The sequence below is a fragment of the Phycisphaerae bacterium genome, assembly GCA_018003015.1.
In the GTDB taxonomy this organism is placed as follows: Bacteria; Planctomycetota; Phycisphaerae; order UBA1845; family PWPN01; genus JAGNEZ01.
Window position 1 is genome coordinate 1 of the sequence record JAGNEZ010000078.1, and the last position, 25,467, is coordinate 25,467.

17 protein-coding genes are annotated in these 25,467 nt (G+C 63.4%); 10 read left to right on the plus strand and 7 right to left on the minus strand.

From position 1 onward, the window contains the following. Positions 1 to 94 precede the first annotated feature (94 nt). The 3 genes from KA354_21965 (at position 95) to KA354_21975 (ending at position 4,987) form a co-directional block, all read left to right on the plus strand. Positions 95 to 982 (plus strand): prephenate dehydrogenase, encoded by an 888-nt coding sequence (locus KA354_21965; GenBank protein ID MBP7937320.1) that lies wholly within the window; start codon positions 95 to 97, stop codon positions 980 to 982. 4 nt (positions 983 to 986) lie between these two features. Next, on the plus strand, positions 987 to 4,037 hold the full coding sequence (locus KA354_21970; GenBank protein MBP7937321.1) for a phosphoribosylformylglycinamidine synthase: 3,051 nt from the start codon (positions 987 to 989) through the stop codon (positions 4,035 to 4,037). 455 nt (positions 4,038 to 4,492) lie between these two features. After that, on the plus strand, positions 4,493 to 4,987 hold the full coding sequence (locus tag KA354_21975; GenBank protein ID MBP7937322.1) for a hypothetical protein: 495 nt from the start codon (positions 4,493 to 4,495) through the stop codon (positions 4,985 to 4,987). Between the two features lie 27 nt (positions 4,988 to 5,014). Here the strand turns inward: KA354_21975 and KA354_21980 are convergent, their stop codons facing one another. Both KA354_21980 and KA354_21985 read right to left on the minus strand, forming a co-directional pair. Further along, the gene (locus KA354_21980; protein ID MBP7937323.1) at positions 5,015 to 6,124 is read right to left on the minus strand and encodes a hypothetical protein; all 1,110 of its coding nucleotides are present in this window, start codon (positions 6,122 to 6,124) and stop codon (positions 5,015 to 5,017) included. Positions 6,125 to 6,126: 2 nt separating this feature from the next. Beyond that, positions 6,127 to 7,512, minus strand: coding sequence for a hypothetical protein (locus KA354_21985; protein ID MBP7937324.1), 1,386 nt, complete (start codon positions 7,510 to 7,512; stop codon positions 6,127 to 6,129). A 321-nt stretch (positions 7,513 to 7,833) separates the two neighbouring features. Here KA354_21985 and KA354_21990 point away from each other — a divergent pair, with 321 nt between their 5' ends. Next, the gene (locus tag KA354_21990) at positions 7,834 to 10,554 is read left to right on the plus strand and encodes an SUMF1/EgtB/PvdO family nonheme iron enzyme (GenBank protein MBP7937325.1); all 2,721 of its coding nucleotides are present in this window, start codon (positions 7,834 to 7,836) and stop codon (positions 10,552 to 10,554) included. A gap of 46 nt (positions 10,555 to 10,600) precedes the next feature. Here KA354_21990 and KA354_21995 read toward each other — a convergent pair whose 3' ends face one another. The 4 genes from KA354_21995 to KA354_22010 all read right to left on the minus strand — a co-directional run bounded on the left by KA354_21995 (position 10,601) and on the right by KA354_22010 (position 17,112). Continuing rightward, complete coding sequence (locus tag KA354_21995; protein ID MBP7937326.1) at positions 10,601 to 12,916, minus strand: metallophosphoesterase; 2,316 nt, start codon at positions 12,914 to 12,916, stop codon at positions 10,601 to 10,603. A 262-nt stretch (positions 12,917 to 13,178) separates the two neighbouring features. Further along, positions 13,179 to 14,027 carry a PEP-CTERM sorting domain-containing protein gene (locus tag KA354_22000; protein ID MBP7937327.1) on the minus strand — a complete coding sequence of 283 codons (849 nt, stop codon included), beginning with the start codon at positions 14,025 to 14,027 and terminating at the stop codon, positions 13,179 to 13,181. 303 nt (positions 14,028 to 14,330) lie between these two features. Beyond that, positions 14,331 to 15,212 carry a prepilin-type N-terminal cleavage/methylation domain-containing protein gene (locus KA354_22005; GenBank protein MBP7937328.1) on the minus strand — a complete coding sequence of 294 codons (882 nt, stop codon included), beginning with the start codon at positions 15,210 to 15,212 and terminating at the stop codon, positions 14,331 to 14,333. A 148-nt stretch (positions 15,213 to 15,360) separates the two neighbouring features. Next, positions 15,361 to 17,112, minus strand: a complete 1,752-nt coding sequence (locus tag KA354_22010; protein MBP7937329.1) for a hypothetical protein — start codon at positions 17,110 to 17,112, stop codon at positions 15,361 to 15,363. Between the two features lie 542 nt (positions 17,113 to 17,654). On the opposite strand from KA354_22010, the gene KA354_22015 reads away from it, so the two are divergent. The 3 genes from KA354_22015 (at position 17,655) to KA354_22025 (ending at position 22,838) form a co-directional block, all read left to right on the plus strand. Next, on the plus strand, positions 17,655 to 20,399 hold the full coding sequence (locus tag KA354_22015; GenBank protein MBP7937330.1) for a phosphoesterase: 2,745 nt from the start codon (positions 17,655 to 17,657) through the stop codon (positions 20,397 to 20,399). Positions 20,400 to 20,698: 299 nt separating this feature from the next. After that, complete coding sequence (locus KA354_22020) at positions 20,699 to 21,919, plus strand: Gfo/Idh/MocA family oxidoreductase (protein ID MBP7937331.1); 1,221 nt, start codon at positions 20,699 to 20,701, stop codon at positions 21,917 to 21,919. 70 nt (positions 21,920 to 21,989) lie between these two features. After that, a complete protein-coding gene (locus KA354_22025) occupies positions 21,990 to 22,838 on the plus strand; it encodes a sugar phosphate isomerase/epimerase (GenBank protein MBP7937332.1) in 849 nt (282 codons plus the stop codon). A gap of 150 nt (positions 22,839 to 22,988) precedes the next feature. Here KA354_22025 and KA354_22030 read toward each other — a convergent pair whose 3' ends face one another. Further along, a complete protein-coding gene (locus KA354_22030; GenBank protein MBP7937333.1) occupies positions 22,989 to 23,264 on the minus strand; it encodes a (2Fe-2S)-binding protein in 276 nt (91 codons plus the stop codon). 105 nt (positions 23,265 to 23,369) lie between these two features. Between KA354_22030 and KA354_22035 the strand changes: the two genes are divergently transcribed. From KA354_22035 to KA354_22045, 3 genes are all read left to right on the plus strand, one after another. Then, positions 23,370 to 23,624, plus strand: a complete 255-nt coding sequence (locus KA354_22035) for a hypothetical protein (GenBank protein MBP7937334.1) — start codon at positions 23,370 to 23,372, stop codon at positions 23,622 to 23,624. Positions 23,625 to 24,020: 396 nt separating this feature from the next. Further along, complete coding sequence (locus KA354_22040; GenBank protein ID MBP7937335.1) at positions 24,021 to 24,530, plus strand: chemotaxis protein CheX; 510 nt, start codon at positions 24,021 to 24,023, stop codon at positions 24,528 to 24,530. An 86-nt stretch (positions 24,531 to 24,616) separates the two neighbouring features. After that, positions 24,617 to 25,467: DUF342 domain-containing protein (locus KA354_22045; GenBank protein MBP7937336.1), on the plus strand; the 851-nt coding region annotated here is incomplete at its 3' end.

Genomic DNA, 25,467 nt, shown 5'->3' on the forward strand with positions numbered 1-25,467 from the left:
CTAGGGTAACAAGTTATCCCCGCCAGGCAAGTTGAACTTGACGTCCCAACGATCCAGCGGCTACAGTACGGGGGACCAGAGGGCACAGCCACAAGTGCACAAGATAAGCAATGCCAATACCTTAGATCGCATCGCCATCGTCGGGGTCGGCCTGCTGGGCGGCTCGATCGGGCTGGCCCTGCAGGCCCACGGTTTCACCGGGACACGGGTCGGAATCGGCCGTCGGCAGTCCTCGCTCACGAAGGCTCTCGAATACGATGCCGTGGACGAGGTCACGTGCGACGTCGCCGCCGGCGTGGCGGGGGCTCAACTCGTCATCCTGTGTACGCCGATCGGCCGGTTCGAGGGGCTGTTGCGGGAGCTGGCCTCTGCCCTCCCGGCGGGGGCTTGCGTCACCGACGTCGGCAGCACCAAGGGCGAGGTGGTCCGGTGGGCTGAGCAGCTCCTGCCCCGACGCGTCGGATTTGTCGGTTCCCACCCCATGGCCGGTTCCGAGAAGACCGGCGTGGAGTTCGCCCGGGCGGACCTGTTCGATGAGGCCCTCTGCCTGGTCACTCCCACCCGCAGGACACCTTCCGCCAGCGTGCGGTTCATGCTCGGCTTCTGGGAACAGATCGGGGCCCGAACCATGGTCGTGTCCCCCGCTCGGCATGACATGTTGCTCGCTCGCGTGAGCCACCTGCCCCATGCCGTCGCCGCCGCCCTGGTCCAGCTGGCGATGGCTCAGGGAGCGATCGATGTGGCCGGGCCGGGCTTCGCCGATACCACGCGCATCGCTGGGGGTGACCCGGCGATGTGGACCGACATCTTTCGCTCCAATCGACGGGCTGTCCTGAAAGCCGTCGATCTGCTCGTGGCCGAACTGTGCCGATTCCGCGGCTTGCTTGACAAAGACGACCCCAAGGCGATTGACCGATGGCTGGCCCGCAGCCAGCATGCCCGCCAAGCATGGATCGGCCGCCGCTACAACAAGAAGGGATGAGCTCATGACCGCCCCAGTCGGCAACAAGGCCTCGCTCTGGAGAGTCAGCGTATCCGCGCGCAGCGCGGCCAATGACGCTCATGGCGCTGCTGTTCTCCGCGACATCCATGAACTCGGGCTCAAGCATGTCACCCACGTCGCTTCGAGCAGGATTTCGCTGCTCCAGGGACCGATTGGGAAGGACGTCGCCCGACGGGTCGGCGAGCAACTCCTGGCCGATCCCGTCACCGAAGTGTGCGACATCCGCGAGGGCGGCGATGATCGCACCCTGCCGGGCAAGGATTACGAGGCTGCGATCGAGGTTCATCTCAAGGGCGGCGTCATGGACCCGGTGGCCGGTTCGACGCTGGAGGCGATGGCTGACATGGGCATCGAGACAGCGCCGCTGGAGGTCGCCACAGTGCGACTGTACCGACTCAAAGGAGTGGCTTCGGTCAGCGAGGTGGAGGCCATTTCCCGACGGCTGCTTTCAAATGGCTGCATCGAGGATGTCTACCTCACCGGTTTCGGCCGGCATGACCCGCGCCCGGACCATCTGCCCGTTGCGCCCACCCGGGCGTTTGAGCTTCGGCACGTGCCCGTCCGCCAGCTGGATGAGGCGGCCCTGGCTCGACTCGCGCGCGACGCCCACCTGTTTCTCTCGGTCGGCGAGATGAGCACCATCCAAGACTACTACCGCAAGTTGGACCGCGACCCGACGGATCTGGAACTGGAGATGCTCGCTCAGACCTGGAGCGAGCACTGCGTTCACAAGACCCTGAAGGCTTCGGTCTGTTATCGCGGCGAGCCGTTTCCCGCGTCGAGCACGGTGGCGCAGAAGCCGACCGACGGCCAGAACGTCGAGATCCGCTACGGCAATCTGCTGAAGGACACCATCGCCCGGGCCACTGACGAGCTGATCGAATCCGGCCGGGTCGACTGGTGCCTGTCGGTCTTCGAGGACAATGCCGGGATCATCACCTTCGACGACGAGTACGCCATCGCCTTCAAGGTCGAGACTCACAATCACCCGTCGGCCATTGAACCCTACGGGGGGGCGGCCACCGGAATCGGGGGCGTGATTCGTGATGTACTCGGCTGCGGCCTGGGGGCCAAGCCCATCGCAAATACCGACGTATTCTGCTTCGCGCCGCCGAACTTCCCGCTGGAGATGCTGCCCAAGGGCGTGCTCCATCCTCGGCGGGTGTTCAAGGGTGTTGTGTCCGGAGTGCGCGATTACGGCAATCGGATGGGCATCCCGACCATCAACGGCGCGATCCTCTTTGACGACCGATATCTGGGAAACCCCCTGGTTTTCTGCGGATGCCTGGGCCTGATCCCCCGCAACCGCATTCACAAGGAACCCCAGCCGGGCGACCTGGTCGTGGTCATCGGCGGACGGACCGGGCGCGACGGCATCCACGGGGCCACGTTCTCATCCGCCGAGCTGACGGATACCCACGCCGAGGAGTTCTCCCACGCCGTACAGATCGGCGACGCGATCACCGAGAAGAAGGTGCTCGATGCCATGCTGCAGGCTCGGGATCACGAGAACGGGTGCCTGTACACGGCAGTCACCGATTGCGGAGCGGGCGGCCTGAGCAGCGCGGTCGGCGAGATGGCCGCCAGGCTCGGAGCTGAGGTGGAACTGGCCAAGGTGCCGCTGAAGTACGCCGGCCTGCGCTACGACGAGATCTGGATCAGCGAAGCCCAGGAGCGCATGGTGCTCTCGGTACCACCCGAACGATGGGAGACGCTGCGCGACATCTGCGAGGCCGAGAACGTCGAGGCGACGGTCATCGGTGTGTTCCGCGACGACGGACGGCTGGTTATTCGGTACGAAGGGAGAGTCGTCGGCGAGTTGGACACGACCTTTCTCCACGAGGGACTGGGGCGGCTGCACAAGGAGGCGACCTGGTCGAAGCCCGCGGCGGATGAAACCGCCAGGAGGGCATGCGCGGGAACCGCCGGCTTCGTGGTCACGGATGAGGATGCGGTCGAAGCCAGCAAGTCCGTTTGGCCGCCCGGTAGCCGCTATCGGGACGAGTTGCTCTACCGCCTGTCACGACCCAGCGCCGCAAGCAAAGAGTGGGTGATTCGTCAGTACGACCACGAGGTCCAGGGCGCCAGCGTGGTCAAGCCGCTGGTCGGGCCGGGGCAGGGGCCATCGGACGGGTCGGTCATCCGGCCGAGACTGGGGAGCGCCCGCGGCGTCGCCCTGGCCAACGGCATCGCGCCCGTCCTTCACGGCGAAGATCCCTACTGGATGGCAGTGGCGGCCATCGACGAGGCTATCCGCAACATCGTCTGCGTGGGGGGGGATCCCGCGCACACGGCGATCCTGGACAACTTCTGCTGGGGCAACTGCGAGGATCCGCGGACCATGGGTGCCCTGGTTCGGGCATGCCAGGGCTGCTACGACGCGGCCATCACCTACGGCACGCCCTTCATCTCCGGCAAGGACTCGCTCAACAACGAGTTTGCCCTCGACCCGGCGGATGGCGGTCGGCTCAGCAAGCGAATGCCACTGTTCAACAACCGCATTCGCATCCCCGAGACGCTGCTGGTCAGTGCCCTCGGCGTGATCGACGACGTCGGCCGTTGTGTGAGCATGGACGCCAAGCCCGGTTCGAACAAGACCGACAACGCCTTCTTCTTCGTCGGCCTCAGGGCTAAGAACTGGCCGGAGGTGAGCGTTCGTCACGCGGCCGCCCTGCACGGCGCAGTAGCCGGCCTCATTCGCGTGGGCGCGGTCCTCGCGGTCCACGACTGCGGCGACGACGGCGTCATGCCCGCGCTGGCCGAGATGGCCTTGGCCGGGCAGTGCGGCGTCGAGGCGGATTTCTCCCAGGTCGATCCATTCGCGGCGGTTCCCTGCGGGTATGTCCTCGAGGTCGCTGAGGCCGACGGAGACCAAGTGGAGGCCTTGGCCGAAAGGCTGGAGGGTGTCAGCATCCAGGCCGTCGGCCGTACCCGGCCGTCCTCGAGATTCGCTGCCGGGATGCCGGATGGCAGTCGTGTCGATGTCGAAGTCGCCGACCTGGCCGGTGCTTGGCGGTCAAGCTTGAACTGGTAGTCGGTCTCCGCTCAGCCGTGGAGATGAGGCGCGCCGGGATGAGAACCCGCGCGAACCGCCGCGCGCGTCGGACCCCCGCCACCGGAGGTGCCTCACGTGCTGCCCGCCGGATTGGCCGAGCGACACCAGGTGACACGCCCATCGCCGTCGCATGCGCCGGGGAATTCCGCTTCCGCTCAGGCTTGCGTCGAACCTGCCGGCGTTTCCGCGGCCGTGGGTGCAGGTACCCTGTGCTTCCTGTCGCTGGCGATTGAGCCAGAGAGGGACTTGAAGCCGGGCCACCACGTTTCGCGGTCCGGTCTCACCCACTCCTGTTGGAGGCTGCGGCCGGGGAACTGATGAAACCGCCACTTGCTGAGACAAGAATGCCCCTGGACACTTGCTTTAAGGATTCAGGCGGGGTTATAGTGGTTTTCTGATCAGAGGGTCAGGTCTCTCGAGAAAGGAGCGACAGTATGAAGATCGTTGCCGGTCTGGGCGTTCTCCTTTTCCTTGGGGGAATGGGCTACTACTTCGCCGTGGTTTCGGGCGGCGGCGAGACGGCCATCGACATTCCACTGGTGTTCGGGAACCTCAAGGATGGCTCGATCGACATGCACGCCATCATCGGCGTTACCCTCGCCCACAAGAGCCGCAAGAACGAGCCCCTGGGAGAAGGCAAACCCAAGGGGTGGAACGACTGGGTGAAGACCCACTGCATCCTGAAGTCCTCCTCCGGAGAGCAGATGACCGTCAATCGGACCAACGGAAGCAAGCTGGTTCGAATGCATGAGATCCAGCAGATGGTGGGTACCGAGGAGTTCTTCCTTGAGGCCAAGCTGAAACCGGGCCAGGCCTACACCTTCGACTACATCATCGAGGCGCCGGAGGCCATGATCTTCCGGTGTCCGTTCACCGCCCCCCAGGCGGACGAGAAGGTCAAGCCCTACCACTTCGTGCTCAGCAACTGAGGGTCGTGAGGCTCTCGGGCTCCCGGATCATGTCGTGGCCCGGCCCCGAATGCACGGGAAGTAGATCCACAGGTGGCCGAGGTCGTCGTCCTCGCCGAAGTAGATCTGTCCGTCGCGGCCGGTAACGGCGTCACCGAAGCAGTATCCGTAGCGCCGCCGTTCGAGAACCGAGACAGCCACACCCAGATTGAGCGTTCGGTTGCCGACCGGCTCGAAACAGAACAGCTTCGCCAGTTCCAGCCCGCAGGAGCCGAAGAGCCGCCCGTCGTGGGTGACGGCCATCGGGCCAACCGGTGCGAGCGGCGCCCTGCCCACCGGCCCGACGATGCCCTTCGCTTCGCTGAGCGTGAACAGGTTTCCGTCGGCGTCTGCCAGATACAGCAGGCCCGATCCTCGATCTCCGGCCCAGCGCAGGTGTTCCGGCGTCCAGGTTCCACGGGGCAAGGACACTGCCCGGCAGTTCATCCTGCGGGACTTGGGGTCGCAGCACCACAGGTGGCACGATCCGTCGAGCCCGTAGACCTTTCCGGCCGGACCCAGGGCTATTCGCCCTGCACCGGCCACCTCGCCGAGGACTTCGATCTTGCCCTCGTCGATATCGACCGCGAACACGCGGCTTGGTGTCATGCCGATGGCCGCCGATCCCGAGGCGTCGGACACCGCATGCAGAATCGGCTCCCCTTTGACCGGTTCGCCGAGATCCTTGACCGGCTGGCGCGAGAAGCCCCATTCCTGGATGAGGTCGAACGGCATGCCGCACAGCGGGTGGGTCACGACGCGTCCACCGGCCGGTCCGTTGACGCAGGCTGCAAACGAGTTCCTCCCGCAGCAGACGGCTGCGCAGCGGTTCGCCCCCTCGACGACGCCCAAGTCGAACACCATCCCGGTGACGCCATGGAACATGCCGATGAACAGGTGGCTTCGGTACCCGCTGGTGCCACCGTAGACTCGACCGTCGGCGGCCAGCGTCAGTGCGGTGATGCGGCTTTCGTCGGCGACGATCGGCACGGTTATCCCAGGAAAGCACATTGGGAAGGCGATCATGGTGCCTTCCTTGACGAACGTGCCGTGGACGATTTCGTCGATCAGGGCCTTGGCCTCCGGCGAGTTCATGTCATATTGCTTCTTGTCGCTCATGGTTACCCCCACATCCGCATGGGCAGATGGGCGTTCTTTTTGCGGCGGCTGGCCGGCACCTGTACCTTGAAGATGCCCACCGGGCGCCTGCCGACGTGGCCGAAGAACAGGTTGCCGTGCTTGTCCACTGCTCCACGGGAGACGTACTGGGCGAGGTCGTCCGGACGGACCAGCGTGGTTGTCTCCTCGCGTTTGAGGGTCTTGGGATCGAGCCGCCAGACGACGCCTTCCCGCTGCTTGTGTTCCGGGGGCATGGGGTTATAGACCGGGTCCCGCCATCGCGAGGCGACGTAATAGAGCTGTCCGTCGCCGCCGAAGGTCAGCCCGCCGCAGTGGTCCTGGAATGTGTCCATGGGCTGGGTCAAGTCACGTCTCTGGGTCGTGGGGCCGAGATCCTCGACTCGCGGCCACTCGCCCTCGTTGATCCAGATTCGCATCAGGTACGGGTTGGCGATCCAGGTGCCGGCGTAGATGCACTGGCCGTCGGGCGAGGCCACCGCGTCGTAGAACACGCTATGGAAGCCGGTTTGGTACTCCGGATTGTGTGGCAGGATGTAGGGTGAGCTTTCCAGGCGGTCCTTCTGCGGGTCGTAGCGAACCAGTCGGCCGTAGTCGCTGCTGGTGTAGATCCGATGCCTGGCGTCGATGAACAGGACCTGTGCGTTGACTGAGCCGATCCGCCCGACGTCGCGGCGGGTGCGTTTCTTGATGTCGTAGATGATGAAGTGGTCGCGCGGGTAGCTGATCGCGTACAGCAGGCCGCGGGTCTCGTCGTGCAGCAGGCAGCGGCAGCCCTCCTTGGGGATGAGCGTGTCGTGCCAGAGCACCTCGTCGGTGCGGGTGTCGAGTGCCACCAGGGCGCTGCCGCGGAAGCACCGCTTGGGATCGTGCCACGAGTGCCAGGGTGAGTAGGCCGGCTGGTCGATTGGCGGACCGGAGAGGTGGGTGGCCATGAAGAGCACGCCGTCGGCCATTGACGGGGCGAAGCTGTAGTGGATCTTGCATTGCGTGGCCCGGCCCGAGTCGCCGGGATCGTCCACCATCTTGTCCAGAGCGAACAGGTAGTCGAGCCGGTCCTTTTCTTCGTTGTAGCGGACCAATTTGACCACACCACCGGGGACGCCCTCGGCGCAGGCGGCCGCATAGATTCGCCCGTCCGGTCCGACCGAGAGCGACCAGCAGGAGTCCGAATCCGGGTGCTCGGTGAACTGATACCAGCTGACCTTGTAGTCGCCGCTATCGGTGGCCAGACCTGTGTCGGCGATGGCGGGTCCTTCGGTGGGAGCCGCTCTCGCGGCGGTGGCTGTGGTGTCGGTCCGTGCCAGACCGGTCACGACTGCCCCCGCGCTGGTCTTGAGAAACGTGCGTCGTCCGGTGGTTAGCGACATGCACCTGCCTCCTAGCGAACTGGAGGTCCAGGCAGCCTGGCGGCTTCCTCGGACCCTCGCGTCATCCATTAACCGATTCGTTGACTGGTGGCAATGGGGCGGGGCGGTTGGGGCCGGGGGTGGTTGGCCGCCTGGGCAGGCATGGTGGGTGGAGAGACCTCGCCGTTGCCCGGCCTTGTCAAGCCCGCTTGGTCCTTCTGCGCTGGGGCAACCTGTCGAATCAGGCTGGAGAGGGTCGGAGAACGAAGGTGGGCGATGTGTTATGATGGCCGGACTATGGGAACGGCTCTGCCAGGTTGTCTGCGGCGCGGAGGGCGAGAGGTGGTATCGTCGTCCATGGTCCTGGTGATGGCGGCCGTGGGGGCATGCGATTCCCGCCGGATCTTGGCCGGGGAGTTGGAGGGTGTTTCCTTCATTCGCGACTTCGAGCCGAACGAGGGTTGCCGGTGGGTGCGGCCCTCGGTCGATGGCCTGGAGATGAACGATCACTACATCGCCGGTCCGCGACGTGGGGAGGACCGGGAAGTGTGGCTGGCGAAGATGCGGGCGTATCGCGAGCAGGTCCGGCAGGGGAGTGCGGCTGCGGTGATCGAGGTGGACTACCGTGGGGTTCGAGCCTGGACGCGGATGGCGCCGGCGCTGGCTCGGACGTTGGATCTGAAAGGTGGTGACCGGGTCGAGGTAGCGGTTGAGGCCCGCTTTCTCTCCGGCAATCGCGGTCTGTGCATTGCCTTCGATTGGCACGATCGGCGGACGGGTCAGTGGAAGGGCTGGTCGGGCGTGCAAGCGGTGTTGCGCGGGCCGACGGCAGACAGTGCGGAGGGTCCGGTCAGGGGTGAACAGGCTTTGTGGCACCGTGTGCAAGCGGCGGTGACCGTGCCGGCGTTTGACGCCGCGGGTCAGTGGTCGCGGCTGATCATCGGCATGGATGCCACTCGGGATCCGGCGCCGGGCAAGCTGCAGATGCGGGCGATCGAGCTGAAGGTGGGTGATCCCGGGCGGTCGCGGGCGTTGGAGTTGGCCGCAAGGACGTGGGTGCCGGGTACTCGGGTGCTGGATCGCAGGCTGTACGACCGGCAGGATCTGGCCTGGACGTCGCGGGTGTTCACGTGTCATTTCACGTTCATGTACGATCGTTCGGTGTACGATGTGGTCGCCGGCAAGTATGCGCTGGAAGCGCTTCTGGAAGACGGTCGACGGGAGTTTGGGGGGTACGATGCTCTGGTGCTGTGGCAAGGCTACCCGAGGTTGGGTGTCGACGACCGCAACCAGTTCGACATGTACCGGGACATGCCCGGTGGCTTGGGCGGGATTCGTGATCTTGTGCGGCAGGCGCATGCCGGGGGCGTGAAGGTCTTCGTGGACTACAACCCCTGGGACACGGGAACGCGTCGTGAGGCGTGTTCGGACGAGGAGGCTCTGGCCGCCCTGGTGGGTGCAGTTGAGGCTGACGGCATCTTTCTGGACACGATGTCGGCCGCGTCGGCGACGCTTCGTCGGCGGCTGGATGCGACTCGGCCGGGAGTGGCCTTGGCTCCGGAGGGGCATCCGGACATTGACCAGTTGCCGCTGCTGAGTCTGTCGTGGGCGCAGTGGCTTCAGGATCCATTGCCGCCGGGCCTGCTGCATTTGAAGTGGCTTGAGCCACGTCACGTTCAGCATCAGATTCGGCGCTGGGATCGCAGTCACGGGGCCGAGATTGAGACCGCATTCTTCAACGGGAGTGGTGTGCTGGTGTGGGAGAACGTCTTTGGGACGTACAATCCCTGGCCGGCGGCGGATCGGCGAACCTGGCGGCGGGCGGTACCGATCTTGAGGCATTTCGAGGCCCAGTTTTCGGGTGACGGTTGGGATCCGTTCTATCCGACGCGGGTGGAGAGGCTGTACTGTCACCGTTGGCCGGGCCGGGATGCGACCGTGTACACGCTGCTGAACCTGGGTGGGCCGATCCGGCAGGGGCGGCTGATCGAAGTGGCGGCGGAGGGGGATACGGTTTACTTCGATTTGTGGACGGGTGAGCCGGCTCGGGTGGAGGCCGCCGGGGGTGGCAAAGTTGAGGTGACGGGTTCGGTCGAGCGGCTTGGGTGCGTGCTGGCGGTGAAGCGGCGGGCCGTCGATAAGCCGCTGGGGGATCTCCTGTCGGGTCAGCGGGAGTTGGCGGCCGCACTGTTGTCTCCGGTTGACCGCCGCAACTTCGCCCATTCGGTTGTAGAACCTGTGACCCCTTTTGCAGGTACGCCGCGGGTTTCGGTGGCGCCGCCGGGGATGGTTCTGGTGCCAGGGGCGACCTTTCGGATGAAGATTGAGCATGTCCGTCGCGAGTGTGGATGCTATCCGGACCCGGGCGTGTCCGAGTCGCAGTGGGAGGGTTTTCTGTGGGGTTCGCCGTTTGACGGAGTGCTCAAGCACGACATCGGGCCGCTCGTGGTTGCGTCCTTCTTCGTGGACGAGGCGGAGGTTTCGAACGCTGATTTCAAGCGGTTTCTCGATGCGTCGGGTTATCAGCCGCGGGTCAGAGAGAACTTCCTGAGGCATTGGCCTGGCGGCCGGATGCCGACGGAGCTGGCCGACCATCCGGTGGTGTATGTGGATCTGGAGGATGCCCGGGCGTACGCCCGGTGGGCCGGCAAGCGCCTGCCGACGGAGGCCGAGTGGCATCTGGCTGCTCAGGGGACGGACGGTCGCAGTTGGCCGTGGGGCGACCGATTCGATGCCGGGCGGTTGGGCATTGCCGGCGGGCACACGTATCCGGTTCGTTCTGATCCGGAGGGGCGAAGTCCGTACGGTTGCCATCACATGGCCGGCAATGTCTGGGAGTGGACCGAGAGTGAGCGGGACGATGGTCACACCCGGTTTGTGGTCATCCGGGGCGGAAGTCATTACGCGGCCGAGGGGAGTATCTGGTATGCGGACGGGGGGCCGCGGCCGTGCGATCATCATGCGAAGTTCATCTGCATGTGGCCGGGTTTGGATCGATGTTCGACCATTGGTTTCCGCTGTGTGGCCGACGTGGCCCGCTCGGCGGCGAAGCCTAACTCCTAATAACCTCTTAAAGGACCCTCCATTCCATCTGGGTTACGGCGCCGGGTCAGTCGGCGCAATGCGGGTCGGAGGGGGTATTGGTGCCGCTGAGGCAGCGCTGGTAGGTACCGAAGTCGGCCAGGTCCACGTCGCCGTCTTGGTCGAGGTCTGCCGGCCGGCAGTAGGACATGATATTGGTGGCGTCGGTGCCGGTGAGGCAGGACTGGAACCGGGCGGTGTCGTCCGGGTCGACGTCGCGGTCTCCGTCCAGGTCGCCGGGCAGAACGGGTACTCGGGAGGCAAGGCTGAAGGAGTCGATCACCTGGTCGTTGAGGTTACGGGCGGTCCAAGTCAGGGTATTGCCGTCGACCTCGAAGATGACGTAGTGGAAGGACGAGAGGGTCACGTCGAAGATACCCCAGGTTGCGACGCGTTCGACGTCGATAGTACCGCCGGCCCCGCCGACGATGGTGTGCATGACGCCGTTCAGGTCGCCGCGGAGGTAGGCGTGGGTATGGCCGGTCATGATGATGTCGACGCCGTGCTGCTCGAAGAGGGGGAGCCAGGTGGAGGCGACCCAGGCTTCGCCGGTGTAGCCTCCGCCGTTCCACAGGTCGGTGTACGGTGACTTGTGGAAGGAGACGATTCGGAACTGGGCGTTCTGACACTCCTTGGAGGTGAGTTCGAACTTGAGCCAGTCGGTCTGGGTGGTTGAGTTGATGTTGGTGTCGAGGAAGATGAAGCGGACATTGCCGTAGGTGAAGGCGAACCAAGCCTCGTTGCCGGGGAGGTTGGAGTAGGTGTAGACGATGGCGGTTTCGCCGTCATGGTTACCGCGGCTGAACAGGACGGGGGTGGTTTGGGAGAAGTTGGCGACCTCGAGTGGTCCGAACCAGTAATCCTGCCACTGGGTGATGCTGGTGCCATCGTTCATCAGGTCGCCGTTGAAGATGAGCATGTCCGGGTCTCGGGCGGCGATGTGGGCGATGTGCTGCCTGAACACCGAGGGTCCCTGCTCGTCGGCGAAGGTGACCACTCGAATGGGTGTGGTGCGGTGGGGGGCGGAGCGGAAGCTGTAGACAGGCGAAACGGTGGTTCCGCTGCGGACCCGGTACTGGTAGGCGGTTTCGGTATCCAGGGGTTGCATGGTTGCGGTGTGGACATACCGGGTGCTGCTGACCATGCGGGTGGTCACGGTGGTGATGGTATTCTCGCTGACGTTGTTGGCGCCGAACTCGACGGCGTGGGGGCTTCCTTCGACGTCGGTTTCCCAGAGCAGGTTCATCACGTTGGGGCGGCCGTCCTGGAGCATGGGGAGCTTGGTGATGGTCGCGGGCTGGGGGATGGAGCCGTGGATGGTGAAGACGGCGTCCGAGCTGTCGGTGACGGCCGGGTATACGACGGAGGCTATGCGGACGGCGTAGTTAGCGGAGTCACCGATGTAGGGGGAGATGGTCCAGGGGTATTGGCCGCTGGCCATGGCGACCTGGGCGATCTGGCTGTGGAAGGTGTTGCCGTTGTAGAGGTCGATGCTCAGGAAGCCGTCCGGGTTGGCTGCGGTCCAGCTGATGGGGTGGAGGGTACCGGCCTGCCAGTTTTCGCCGCCGTTGGGTGTGGTGAGTTGAAGGTTGCCAGGGATGGCGGGCAGGGGGATGCCTGAGGGCGTGGGGCCGCCCAGTTGGGCGATTTCCGTGCCGGTCATTGCGTAGCCGCGCAGCTGGATGCTATTGACGTATCCGAGCGAGTTTTCGTTGTTTTCATCGGCGAAGAAGAGGATTTGGGGTTCGAGGGCGAAGCGGCCGTCGAAGTCCAGGCCGGTGTTCTGCTGGACCTGCTGGCCGTCGACGTAGCTGGTGAAGGTTCCGGCCACGAGGTTCACGACCAAGGCGAGGCGATGCCAGAGGTTATCGGCGACGTATCCTCCGTAGTTACCGGAGATGCCGATGCCGTGGTCGGAGTAGCGGATGAACCATTCGCCGTCGTTGGTGTTGCCTGGGTTGGTCTGGTAGAGGCTGGCCCAGCCGCTGGTGGCGGTGTTTGGGAACATGACGTCGATGATGAGGGAGTACTGGTTGACGTAGTTGCCGCCCCCGTTGGCAGGCAGGTTGTGGGCGGCCTGGAAGAAGGTGCCGCGGGTAAACTGGGCAACCTGGGCTGTACCGGGACCGATGGTAGTCGTGGTGTAGGTTATGCCTGGGGTGGTGGCAGGCGGGGCGGCTCCGGGAGTCAGGGCGGCTCCTCCGGTGGAGGAGGCCAGGCTGCCGTTGAAGTCCCATTGAGATACTTGTGCCCTGGCAGGCCATGCGGCCATAGTCAGGGTTGAGAGAACTCCGAGCGCCAAACGAACCCAATTGACCGGACCGTGTCCGGGAATCAACGGCATTTGACAACCTCCCCAGGCTCAGAACACGTTCTGCGACCCGCGTCGCGGTTGGGCGGGGGTGGCCGCGTTGAGCCTCTCCGTGTTTTGCGGATGGCCTCATCGGCCATCCGGGTAATAGGGTGCTCCCGTGCCAAGCAGGCAAGGCATGGGGCGCCCGGCTACCCGATTGTACCAGGCGCCCCACGAGTTTTCAGGTGCTTTTCGCCCCGGTTTGGTCATTCGGGTGCGAATGGTCGTACAGTCGCCCTGGAGTTCCTGAGGCTCAGCGGCGGATTCGCCGACAGAGCGGGATGAGGCCGAGGGCCAGCAGGGCGACGGTAGCCGGTTCGGGCACGATGCCGTCGGCGGTCGGTCCGCCCAAGGCGGCGATGGCATCGGCGGAGAGGGCGAAGTTCTGGAACTGGATGCTGTTGACGTAGCCCATGGCGGTTTCGCCGTCCTCGTCCGCGAAGAGCCAGGCAGGCGAGCCGCTGCCATCGGGATAGAGGGCCCAGCGGCCGCCCGCGCTGCCGCTGCCGCCGAGGTCGGTGTATCCTACGAAGGCGCCATCGATGTACTTGGTGTACTTCTTGGTGGCGTCGGCCTGGTCAAGATCGACGACCAGGGCGACGCGGTGCCACGTATCGGGGGTGAGGTTGCCGTGGTACTGACTGCTGATGCCGATGCCGTTGCTGCCGTTCACGAAGAAGTCGGCGTCGTTGGCATTGGTGGCGGAGGTCTGGAACAGTGCCCGATATCCGCCGGAGCTAGACGGATACAGGATGTCCATCATCAGGGTGTACTGATTGACGTCGCTGGTGCTCCCGTTGGCGGCCGCGCCATGGAACATCTGGTAGCCCATGGTTGTGGAGGTGGTTTGGGGGAATTTCATGACGTTGGCGTCCTGGCCTCCGATGTCGGCGATGCCGAAGTTGGTGGTGGTACCGAACTCGGTGGCGGCGGCTGTGGCCGCGTCGCCGTAGACCAGGTCGTTGCCGATGGTGGCCTTGAGACCGTTTGCCGGGTCGTCGAAGTTCCAGCGACCGGTGACCTTCTCGGAGGCGAAGGTTGTGCCGGTGATCAGGCCGACGACCGCGACGGCCCACAGAGCGTGTTTACCTACTGATTTCATTGTCTTCTCTCCTCTCGACAGAAGATGAAAAAGAAACGCAGACACTGTCATACCCTTTGATCCGGGCGCGGCCCTGTTAGAAGGTGTTTGCCCTTTCGCCAAGCCTGTTGGAGGGTTCTTCCGGTTGGCACGGATGTTCCCTCCGGCGAGGTCGCGTCCCCGCTATTTGGGTTAGGGCTGGCCTTGTGGCTATTGGTCAGGAATGGCCCGGCAGCCGCGAGCGGATCGCGGCCGGACACGAGTCTTTTTGTTTTCTCCGCTTCACCTCCCTCCTTCGGTGTCTTGAGACGACGGAATCACCTCTCACGGCGACGGCTGAACGGTATAGTACACGGTGAAGCCGTTTTCGGATTTCTGTCTCAGCCAAGGGGCGTACTTTGTCCACAGACCCTGGCTGGGCGGGTCGGCATAGCTTCTCATGTAGACCCGAATGACGTCCATAGGTTTCACGAACTGGACATGCAGATCGAGAAAGGCGACGTTGAGGCCGTCGGGGCCGTGGTTGTTATATGCATCGGGGAAGTTCCAGATGTCGCCTGTGGTTGATCCCCCGCCCTGATCGTTATCCAGGGCGAGGAGGGTGTTCTGGGGTTTTTTGACAGAGCGGTGTTTCTTGATGACATCGCCGTCGGTGGCATTGTTGTAGCCTGGCGTGCTGGGGTCGGGCCAACCGAGTTGCTGTCCGTAGGTTCCGGCGGATTTGCCGTCGATCTTGGTACCGTCGGGGTAGATGGAGGGGCCGTCGTACCAGCCCCACATCTCGTAGCTATGGCCGCCGTCGGCGTCGGCCGCGTTGTCGGCTGCGGATCTCAGGTCTTGGAGGCCCTTGGGATAGAGGGCTCTCTCGGTGGTGCTTTGGAGGGGTACGTTTTCGCGGACGATGTTCTTCGTGCTCGGGCAGATCGCGGTTTTGGCGGAGGGCAGGTACTTTGGGTAGACGTGGTTGAGGCTATCGTCACCGGTACTGGTGGCGGCGATGTAGATGCCTGTCTTGTCGGTTTCCGCCCTGATGGCGCAGGCCATGTTGATCTGGCGGGCGTTTGAGGCACAGACTCCCCGGCGGGTTTGTTCCTGGGCTCTCGACAAGGACGGGAGCAGGATGGCGATGAGGAGGGCGATGATCGCCACCACGACCAGGATCTCGATCAGGGTGAATGCCTGCCTGTGGTTTCGTACCCTTATCATGGGATCCGGTTCCTTTCTGACGGGGGGCGTATTGCCGACTGGGCGGGGTCACCGGCGAGATGCCGGGGTGCGACGCGTCGTGCGGCTTTAGGATGCGCTCCCTGTCTTGACGTCGATGCTGCGGTTTACGTTGATCCCGTGACGCCGTTCACGGGATAGTCGTGCACGCAGGATCATAGGCTGCGGGGCCGCTGTAGCACCGCTGGAAAATGCCGAAATCACTGTGATCGACGTCATTATCCTCATCGAAATCCATCTCGCCGCAGTCGGTCAGGTTGGCTTCGGCGAGGGTGATGGTCGGTCCGGTGTAGCACAAGCGGAAGGCGTCGAAATCCGCGCTATCGACGCGACTGTCGTTGTTGACGTCGGGTGCCGGTCGTCGGTCGTAGCGACCGATGCCTGCGGCGGTGGGGCCGCCGAGGGTGGCGATCTCTGTGGGCGTCATGGCGTAGTCGCGGAACTGGATGCTGTTGACATAGCCGAGGGCGGTCTCGCCATCCTGGTCAACGAACATCAGGATGGTGGAGTAAAGGGCGAACCGTCCGTCGAGGACTTCGTCGTCGTTGCCGATATTCTGGATGGCCTGTGTGCCGTCGATGTAGGTGGTATAGGTATTGACGGCCATGTCCGAGACGAGGGTGAAGCGATGCCAGACGCCGTCGGTGACATCGCCGATGTAGTTGCCGGAGATCCCGAGGCCGGCGCCGGACTTGATGAAGGTTTCCCCGTCGTTGTCATTGAAGAGATCGGTCTGAATCAGGGAGACGTAGCCGCCGGTTCCGGTGGCGGTATCGGGGAACATGACGTCCATGATCATGCTCCACTGATTGACCAGGCTGCCGCCGCCGTTGGGGGCGGCTCCGTGCGCGAACTGGAAGCCGTCGCACTGCAGGGTTTTCGGGAACTGCATGACTTTGGCGGGCCAGCCGTTGATGTTAGCGATACCGAAGCTGGTGGTGGTTCCGAACTTGACCTCGGCGGGCAGGTTCTGGGAACACGTTCCGCCGGGGGTGCAGCCTTTGAAGTAGGCCAAGTCGCGACCGGTGGTGGCGGCCAGGGAGCCGTTGAGGAAATCCCACTGGCCGGTGACGCCGGTGCCGCCGGGGATCTTGGTTGCGGTGGGTGCGCCGAGGGCGGCCACTTCGTCGTCGGTCATCTGGTAGTTGCGGATTTGGATGCTGCTGACGTATCCGGTCGCGTCTTCGTTGTCCTCGTCGGTGAAGAGCAGTGTGGCCAAGTCTTCGGCCGGGTTTGCGCTGGCGGCATTAAGGGACATTCGCCCATCGAAGCCTTGTCCGCTTTGAGAGCCGACGAGGGCGCCGTCGATGAACTTGCGGTAGCCGTCGGTGGTATTGGCGCAGTTGACTGACAGCGCGACGCGATACCACGTGTTGGGGTTGATCGGCCCCTGGTAGTTGCCGCCGATGCCGATTCCGTTTTCGGGGTTGACGAAGAAGTCGCCATCATTGGTGTTGCAGTTGTTGGTCTGCAGGAGCCCCCGCCACGTGGCGTCGGACTCGGTCGGGAAGAGGATGTCCATGATGATGGTGAACTCGTTGACATAGGTTCCGCCGCCGTTGGCCTCGGCGCCCGGATACATTGCATAACCCATGTTCCTGGTGCATTGGGGGAACTTCATGACGTTTGTGGCTTGGCCGCCGATGTCGGGGATACCAAATGACGTGGTGGTGCCGAACTTGGTTTCGCTCTCGACGTCGCGGGTGTCGGCGGGCTTGATCCAGTAGGTTGCGTCGGTTCCGACGGTAGCCTTGAGGGTACCGTCGTCGAAGTCCCACTGGCCGGTGATGGTTTGGGCGTTCGCCGCTCCTGAGGCGATGGCACCGAGTGCGCAGAGCGCAAGGCCACAGGCTAATGCTTTTGACGACCGCTGCTTCCTCATACGAACCTCCTTACCAACTAATCGTCTCGATGTTCCCAACCGCCAGAAGTGCTCCTTACCCTTGCCCGGTCATCGATTCAAGCAGACCGCACCGGGCCCAGGTCTTTTCTGTCCATGAAGGGAAACTCTCTCATTCAGCCGGCGTCGCTTTCTTTCTCCCGGTCGTTACGACGGACCGGCGCTGCGTTCCGAGTTGCCGTTGTCCTCCCGGCGGGGGATTGAACGGTTCGCGCTCGGTACTGGTCACAGGCACCCTTGGGGTGCTGATCGGACCATGCCGCTTCGCTTGCGCCGAGCGGTGTGCGCAAGTTGTCGCTCGGACCGTACTTATTCTGGCAGAATGCGACAGCGGTGTCAACCAGAAAGATGGCCTCACTTTGCGCGGGGCGGCATTTGCATCCCCTGTTGAGGGCGGTACACTGGGCGCGGCGGTTCGATCTTGTCATTGCGGCGCCCCTTGCGGAGGGGAGGTCCTATGGCCGCCGTTTCTTTCGCCTGGGCGTTTCGACGATTCAAGCGGTGCGTTGGTGCGGAGGTGCTCGATGAGGCGGTATAGCTTTGTTGGGGTGATGTTGGCTTGGCTGGTTGTTGCCCCGGTCTGGGCTGATTCCAGTCGCACGGTAACGCTGCAGCCGCCGGGTCGGGAGGAGTTTTGCCGGATGGAGCCGGGCGGGGTCAGTGTTTTGCCCAGTGGGCGGTATGTCACGCCGGCTGGAGTGGTGGTGCGAATCACGGCCGATCCGTTCGGGATGGCTCTTTCCCGGGATGGGAGCCGGGTTGTGGCGGTTCATGATCAGGTGTTGACCGTCCTGGACGTGGCCCGGCCTGAGCAAGCCGTTCGGTATCCGAGTTACGACGGCAAGCTGGCGAATCCCTTCAAGAACGGGGCGTTCATGGGGGTGCAGGTGACGAAGGACAGCCGGCTGGCCTATCTCAGTGGAGGCAATGACGGGTCGATCGTCGTTTTTGACTTGGTGGCCGGCAAGCGTCTTGATGGCATCACCCTCAATGGCGTGTTCGACGGTCGCTCGTACGAAGACAGTTTCACCGGCGACATGGTGCTGAGTGACGATGGCCGCAGGCTGTTCGTGCTGGACCAGTTCAATTTTCGGTTGGTGGCGGTAGATCTGGAGGAGAGGCGGGTGATCGCGTCGGTCAAGGTCGGCCGGTTTCCCTTTGGTCTGGGGGTGAGTCCGGACGAATCCATGGCTTACGTGGCCAATGTAGGCATTTACGACTATCCGCTGGTACCGGGGGTGACGGACAGGAATGTTGAGCAGGTTGGGCTGGCCTTTCCGCCCTATGGTGTGCCCTCGAAGGAAGCGGAGGAGGGCAAGGAGATTGACGGGAGGAGGATTCCGGGGCTTGGCAGTCCGCGGGTTGCGGAGGCGGTGTCGGTCTGGTCGGTTGATCTGAAGACGAGCCAGGTTGTGGCCAAGATCAAGACCGGTTACCAGATGGGCGAGCGTGTTCAGGGGCTGGAGATCATGGGCGGATCGAGTCCGAATTCGATCGCGGCCGGTCGGCGGTTTGTTTACGTCACGAATGCGACGAATGACAACATTTCGGTGATCGAAGCGGGCAGTCAGCGGATCGTGGCGCACATCAAGCTGGACGTGGATCCGAAGATTGACCGGTATCGGGGGCTGATCCCGTTTGGGCTGGCGTTGAGTCCGGATGAGGCCCGGCTGTATGTGGCGTTGAGTGGACTGAATGCCGTTGGCGTGATCGACACCGGGAGTCGGAAGGTACTGGGCTACATCCCGACGGGGTGGTTTCCGACCAAGCTGGCGGTATTTCCGGACGGCAAGCGTCTGTGCGTGGTGACGGCGCGAGGGCATGGTGCGGGCCCGAATGGAGGCAAGGGCTTCAAGGCTCCGGTTCAGGGGACGTACGTGGGTGACATCATGCTGGGCACGTGCGAGTTCATTACGGTGCCTGACGCCGAGCAGCTGGCCAAGTACACCCGCCAGGTGGTTCGCAACACCTTCGAGGAGGTGCCGGTCGTCGACGACGGCAGGAATCCGCTGCCGGCCGCTCCGGGTCTGCGCAAGAGTCCGATTCGCCACATCGTGTACATCACCAAGGAGAACCGCACCTATGACGAGGTTTATGGCCAGGTGAAAGGTGGGAACGGTGACCCGACGCTGGCCCGCTACGGAGCAGACGTCGGTTTCAGCAGCCGGGACACGAGGTTTCCCAAGCGGACGGTCGAGCGGGCCACGGTCATGCCCAATCATCTGAAGATCGCCCGCGAGTTTGCGATGAGCGACAACTTCTACTGTGATTCGGACGCGTCGGTGCACGGTCACCGCTGGATGGTGGGGACGTATCCGAACGAGTGGGTGGAGGCCAATGCCGCGACGCGCAAGGATGAGCGGATTTTCAGCAGTGCCCCAGGGCGGCGGTATGTAGCCGGTTCGGCGGGGGCGGTCTATCCGGAGGACTACAACGAAGTAGGGGGGCTGTGGGAGCAGCTCGATCGGCACGGGGTGGACTTCTACAATTTTGGCGAAGGATTTGAGTTTTCGGGCACGGAGGAGGGGCCAGAGCACCAATTCACCGGGATTCGGATGAAGGTCGTTTTCCCGATGCCCAAGGCGTTGTTCGATCGCACTTCGCGCGTTTATGCGACGTACAACACGAGTGTTCCGGACCAGTTTCGCATCGAGATGTTCGAGCAGGAACTGAGCGAGAAGTGGCTCAGCAAGAGGGAGCCGTTCCCGCAGATGATCACGATGATTGTTCCGAATGACCATTCGGCGGGGGAGCGGCCGGATGCGGGATATCCGTTCAAGGAATCGTACATGGCGGACAATGACCTGGCGGTTGGCCGGGTTTTGCACGTGCTGTCGCGGACGCCGTGGTGGAAGGAGATGCTGGTGATCATCACGGAGGATGACGCCCAGGACGGTCGGGACCACGTGGACGCCCATCGGTCGCTGCTCATGATGGTCGGGCCGTATGTCAAGCGGGGGTACGTCTCGCACACGCACGCGAATTTCGGGGCGATTCTCAAGACGGTGTACCACATTCTGGACTTGCCGCCGGTGAACCAGTTTGACGCCGCCGCCTCGCTGCTCCAGGATTTCTTCACGGACCAGCCTGATTCTCGTCCCTACGATGCGGAGAAGGTGGATCCGCGGGTTTTCGATCCTTCACTGGCCCTGAAGCGCTACGATCGGGCCTTTGACTGGCGAAAGCTGGAGGGTGGCCCGATGCTGGATAACGACGATGATTTCCGGGAGAGCCATAAGGCGCAAGGGCGGGAAGGAAGTGAGAAGTGAAAGGTGAGAATTGAGACAGGCGGGGATTCCGACCGGTGTCCCCTGATTCGCCGGCAGCCGCGGCCGTGGACCGCAACTGCGGCCGATGAGCTGTTTGCTCGCTTTGCTGGTCTCGGTTCGCGCCTCTCGCTTCTCGCTGCGTCGGTGACTTCCTCAGCGTTGCGATGATCAGCGTTGAGGTATAGGATGGTTGGATCTGGATGGCGGCGCGCGTCGCAGGGGAGTGCCGGACGCACCTGACGTGCCGCCTTGGCAGCCCCTTTTGGTGGTCCACATCGGCATCACCGTGGAGGAGACACATGTCGGCGACTAAGAAGGCAGGGAAACTGGCTCGGCGGGATTTGCTGGCGGGAGCGGCGGCCGCGGCGGCGGCGAGCATTGTCCGGCCGTCTTCAGTGCGGGGATCGGGGGCCAACTCGGCGGTGGAGATCGCGTTGCTCGGTTGCGGCGGCCGAGGCTCGTGGCTGGGCGGGCTATTTGCCAAGCACGGCGGCTACAAATGGGTGGCGTGTGCGGACTACTACCAGGACCATGCTGACGGTTTCGGGGAAGCCCAGAAGATCCCGGCGGACAAGCGGTTCACGACGCTGTCGGGCTACAAGAAGATGCTGGACGTCAAGTGTGACGCGGTGATTGTTCAGACTCCGCCGTACTTTCACCCGATTCACGCGGCGGCGGCGGTCGATGCCGGCAAGCATGTTTACCTGGCCAAGCCCATCGCCGTGGATGCTCCCGGCTGCCTGAGCATTGGCGACTCGGGCAAGAAAGCCACGGAGAAGAAGCTGGTTTTCCTGGTCGACTTCCAGACCCGGGCCAACGAGTACTATCGGGAGGCGGTCAAGCGCGTGCATCGCGGGGACATCGGCGAGCTGGTGACCGGCTGGGCCATGTATCCCTGGGGCGTGGGGCACTTTCCGGGGCCTGCGACACCCGACGACAGGCTCCGCCGGTGGTACTGTATCCGCGAGCTGTCCGGGGATTTCATCGTCGAGCAGAACGTCCACACGCTTGACGTGGCGACGTGGATCCTGAACGCTGATCCGATCAAGGCCATGGGCATCGGGGGCAGCCGGGGATTGCGGGCCTACGGCAACATCATGGACTACTTCAACGTCATGTTCTGGTTCCCGAAAGACTTCGTGCTCAGCTTTGTGGGCAACCAGTGCACGCCGGGTGCCCCGACGGAGATCCCATGCCGGGTGTACGGTTCGAAGGGCACGATCGACACCGACTACTACACGCACGTGAACATCGACGGGATGCCCGAGTGTGTCTATAAAGGCGGCAGCTGGAAGCACGGGGAGCTCTACACAACGGGGGCGGAGGTCAACATCAAGGAGTTCCACGAGGCGATCACCAAAGGCGACGTCAGCAACCCGACCGTCGCCCCGTCGGTGCGCAGCAATCTGACCGCCGTTCTGGGCCGGCTCGCCGGATACAGGGGCGGGATGGTGGCCTGGGACGAGATGATCAAGGCGAGCGAGAGACTGGAGCCGGATCTGAAGGGGCTCAAGGCGTAGGGTGGCGGTTCATGACGAAGGTCTGATTGGGTTTGGCGCGGGGTGATGTAGCAGAACGGAGGATTTCCGGATGATCGAGCTCGGTATGCACGTGGACAACTGGCGGCATCAGGATGCGCCGTTAAAGGTGCCGTGCGAGTTCGCCAAGAATCACGGGATGAAGTACATCGAGCTGGGCTCGGTGAACGGGGACTATTTCGTGCAGAGCCTGGGCTACAACCCGCACGTGCCGCTGCACACGGATCCGCTGCGGCTTAAGGCGTACCTCGACTCGATGGGGCTCAAGGTCTCCCAGATTGACGCGGCGTATCCGATCTCGTTTCCCGACGGCCAGTATCGGGGGATTCCGTACACGATCGAGTCGATCAAGTTTGCGCGGGCGGTCGGTGCTCCTTGCGTGGATACGACGGATGGGGCGACCAAGCCTGCCGGGTACACCGACGAGGAGGTCATGGTTCTGATCAAGCAGTATTACCGGGTCATCCTAGAGTGGGCGGAGAGCCACGACATCATCATCAACGTCGAGCCGCACGGTCCTTACACGACGAATCCGGACACGATGGAGCGGATCCTGTCGATGTTCGACTCGAAGTACCTGCGGATGAACTTCGATACCGGCAACGCGTTCATTGCGGGCAATGATCCGGTGAAGTTCCTGGAGCGATTCAAACACAAGGTGACGCACCTGCACATCAAGGACGTCAGTGAGTCACTGGCCAAGGCTTGCCGGGGGGAGGAGACGGGCATCTCGACGTCGGTGGTGGCGATCGGCGAAGGGGTGAATGCGGACAACATCGCCGGTTGCATTGAGGTCTTGAAGAAGATGAAGTGGAGTGGGGTCTTGTCCATCGAGTGCGAGGCGGCTCCGGGCAAGGTCGAGCAGGGGCTCGGGTGGTTGCGGAAGCAGCTGGCCAAGTGAGCGCGGCCGGACCGCGGGGTTGGGGCCAGCCTGACGGAGCGGCGGCCGCAGTGGTGACGATCATGGCGGTTCCGGCGGTGTGCGGCGCGGAAGCGAACTCGATGGTGGAGGTGGTGTTCTGCTGGGGGCGGGCAGGCCGGGTGGCGGCGATCAGAACTGGTTCGGCTGTCTACCGCTGGCGAGGTAGGCTTGTCTTGCGTGGGCGTACTCTTCGGCGGTGAGAGGCGGGGCGGCATCGGGCGGGCTTTCCTGGCTGGCGGCCTCGAAGATCCGCTTGAGGAAGGGGATGCACCATCCGCATGCGGTGCCTGCGCCCAGGCACTCCGACATCTGGCTCGGGCGGCTGAGATGGTGTCGGCGGGCGAAATGCCACAGTTTGCGGTAAGGGACGTCGTAGCAGTAGCAGATCTTGTCGTCGGGCTTCATAGGCGTATTATAAGCCGGCTGCTCAAGCGAATCTGGGTGGCGTTCCGATAATATGGATGGCTATTGAGTGAACCCCAAACCATGCATGAACAAGGATGTTCAGGAATGAGCATCGGTCTTGACACTCCCTCTCGGTTGAAGATGTCCAGGCATCTCTCGGAGACTCAGCTGCTTGCTTTGGCAAGGACTTACGATACCGCGTCCTCTCCCATCTGGATCGAGGACATGAGCGGGGCGTGCGTTTACCAGAACGTTTGCGCGGAGACGGGCGACTGGCCATCCGAGGCTCCGTTAGCCTGCTTTGAGGTCTTCGATCACCTTGGTCGTGTGGTGGCACGTCTGGGCACGGTTCACAACTGACTCGAACACATCGTCCGGTCTTTTCAGGGAAGGCGCGTTGGGCCCCGGGTGCAGGTGCGTCCTGCGTGACGGTATCCCGTCTGGTGGTTAAGGTCTATTGTTTCGCGTGAGTGGGTGAGGGGTCGAGGCCTTAGGGAGGGGGAGGTATGACGTCCGATAACGGGAGGCCTTCATGAGCCTAGCGGGGAGCAGGTTTGCGGGCAAGGCGGGTTGGAGATCGGATGGGGCAAGTGGGTTGAGGCGAGTAGTCAGGAGTCGGCTCAAACGAGCCGATAAGCGCTGTGTGGGGTCCGGATGATCATCTCAGTAATCCGGTGTGGTCTTGGGGACGTGTGATCGTCGGCGTGCGATCGGGTCAGGTCGCGGGGCACTCGGAACGGAGAAGGCAGGTATTGCATGGATGCCCGCTACATCAACCCTTTCGTGGCCTCGGCCAAGAGCGTCTTCAAGACGATGCTGGCGACGGATCTGGTGATCGGCAAGCCGTTTGTCATTCCCTCCTCGAAGGAGCCTGACGCCGACGTATCCGCGCTGATTGGCTTGTCCGGTGATGCGGTGGGTTGTGTGGTGCTGACTTTCCCGATGGAGACGGCGGTGATGGTTGCCGGCCGGTTTGCGGGGGTCGCGCTGGATTCGATGCACCCGGATTTCTGTGATGCTCTGGGCGAATTGGCCAACATGGTGGCCGGGCACGCGAAGGCTCAGATGGTGGATCTGGATGTGAGCATCTCGTTGCCGAGTGTGGTGGTGGGCGCCCACCACATCGTGTCGCAGTCCAAGCAGAGTCCGCGTCTGGCCCTGCCGTGTTGCTCCGATCTGGGTCGATTCCACGTCGAGGTGGCGATGGAAGTGGAGAGCAAGGCTCGCTCATCGCGGTCGCCGATGGCGGCCGGTGCGGGGGCATAGTCGCCTCCCGCCGTTGCCTGCATGGGGTGGCGGGGGCGTGGCCAGGTCAATCGGTCGGCTGATGGTGGAGGGGTGGAGACACAGGAATGAGTGGTGTCGTGGTAGCACAGCCCATCCCCATTGAGGTTTCGGCGGATCGCCTGAGTGTTTCGCTGATCGTGTCGAAGACCGATCAAGGTACCTTGACGGCCGAGAATGTCTTTGCGCGGTTGTGTGAGCGGTCTGTTCCGGTGACCGATGCTGTTCGTGCCCGGGTAGCGGCACTTGTCGAAGCGGTTTCGACGGGTCAGCTGTCTCGCGAGCCGTTTGTGCTGGCGGAGGGCAAGCCTGCGGTTGCTGGGATTGGTGCCCGTGTCGAGCTTGCGCCGAGTCCGGAGGACAAGGCCGAGTCGGGGGATGGCCAAGGTCGTGCTGATTTTTACCGTTCCCGGATTGCCACCGTGGGGGAAGGTGAAGTGATCGGGACCTTTTTTCCGGAGACTCCCCCGGTCGCGGGGATAGATGTTTTCGGCAAGCCTGTGGAAGGCGAGCGGCCGATTGTCTCGGTCGCGCTGGGTGAGAATGTTGAGTTGGCCAGCGACGGCAAGACGTTGATTGCCAGCAAGGCGGGAAGGCTGAACGTCAATCGTCACTCGGTGTCGGTGGTGAGCGTGGTGGAGACGAAGTCGGACGTGGACTTCTCGACGGGCAACATTGAATCGCCGACGGATGTTCTGATTGGGGGCACGATCCGGGACACGTTCGTGGTCAAGTCGGCGCAGAGTGTGGCGGTTCGGGGGGCGATTGAGGCGGCGGTGGTCGAAGCGGGGACGGACATCCAGGTCAGCGGGGGGGGGGCTGGTCGAGGTCAAGGCAAGGTGACGGCGGGCGGGCAGATCACCAGCAAGTTCTGTGAGGAGGCCAACCTGCGTGCGGGCGGGGACATTGTGATCATCTC

Coding starts and splice junctions, on each gene's coding strand:
- KA354_22000 (MBP7937327.1), bottom strand. CDS start 14,027: ATGAAATCAGTAGGTAAACACGCTCTGTGGGCCGTCGCGGTCGTCGGC.
- KA354_22040 (MBP7937335.1), top strand. CDS start 24,021: ATGGATGCCCGCTACATCAACCCTTTCGTGGCCTCGGCCAAGAGCGTC.
- KA354_21980 (MBP7937323.1), bottom strand. CDS start 6,124: ATGAGCGACAAGAAGCAATATGACATGAACTCGCCGGAGGCCAAGGCC.
- KA354_21975 (MBP7937322.1), top strand. CDS start 4,493: ATGAAGATCGTTGCCGGTCTGGGCGTTCTCCTTTTCCTTGGGGGAATG.
- KA354_22035 (MBP7937334.1), top strand. CDS start 23,370: ATGAGCATCGGTCTTGACACTCCCTCTCGGTTGAAGATGTCCAGGCAT.
- KA354_22030 (MBP7937333.1), bottom strand. CDS start 23,264: ATGAAGCCCGACGACAAGATCTGCTACTGCTACGACGTCCCTTACCGC.
- KA354_21995 (MBP7937326.1), bottom strand. CDS start 12,916: ATGCCGTTGATTCCCGGACACGGTCCGGTCAATTGGGTTCGTTTGGCG.
- KA354_22015 (MBP7937330.1), top strand. CDS start 17,655: ATGAGGCGGTATAGCTTTGTTGGGGTGATGTTGGCTTGGCTGGTTGTT.
- KA354_22010 (MBP7937329.1), bottom strand. CDS start 17,112: ATGAGGAAGCAGCGGTCGTCAAAAGCATTAGCCTGTGGCCTTGCGCTC.
- KA354_22020 (MBP7937331.1), top strand. CDS start 20,699: ATGTCGGCGACTAAGAAGGCAGGGAAACTGGCTCGGCGGGATTTGCTG.
- KA354_22025 (MBP7937332.1), top strand. CDS start 21,990: ATGATCGAGCTCGGTATGCACGTGGACAACTGGCGGCATCAGGATGCG.
- KA354_22005 (MBP7937328.1), bottom strand. CDS start 15,212: ATGATAAGGGTACGAAACCACAGGCAGGCATTCACCCTGATCGAGATC.
- KA354_21985 (MBP7937324.1), bottom strand. CDS start 7,512: ATGTCGCTAACCACCGGACGACGCACGTTTCTCAAGACCAGCGCGGGG.
- KA354_21970 (MBP7937321.1), top strand. CDS start 987: ATGACCGCCCCAGTCGGCAACAAGGCCTCGCTCTGGAGAGTCAGCGTA.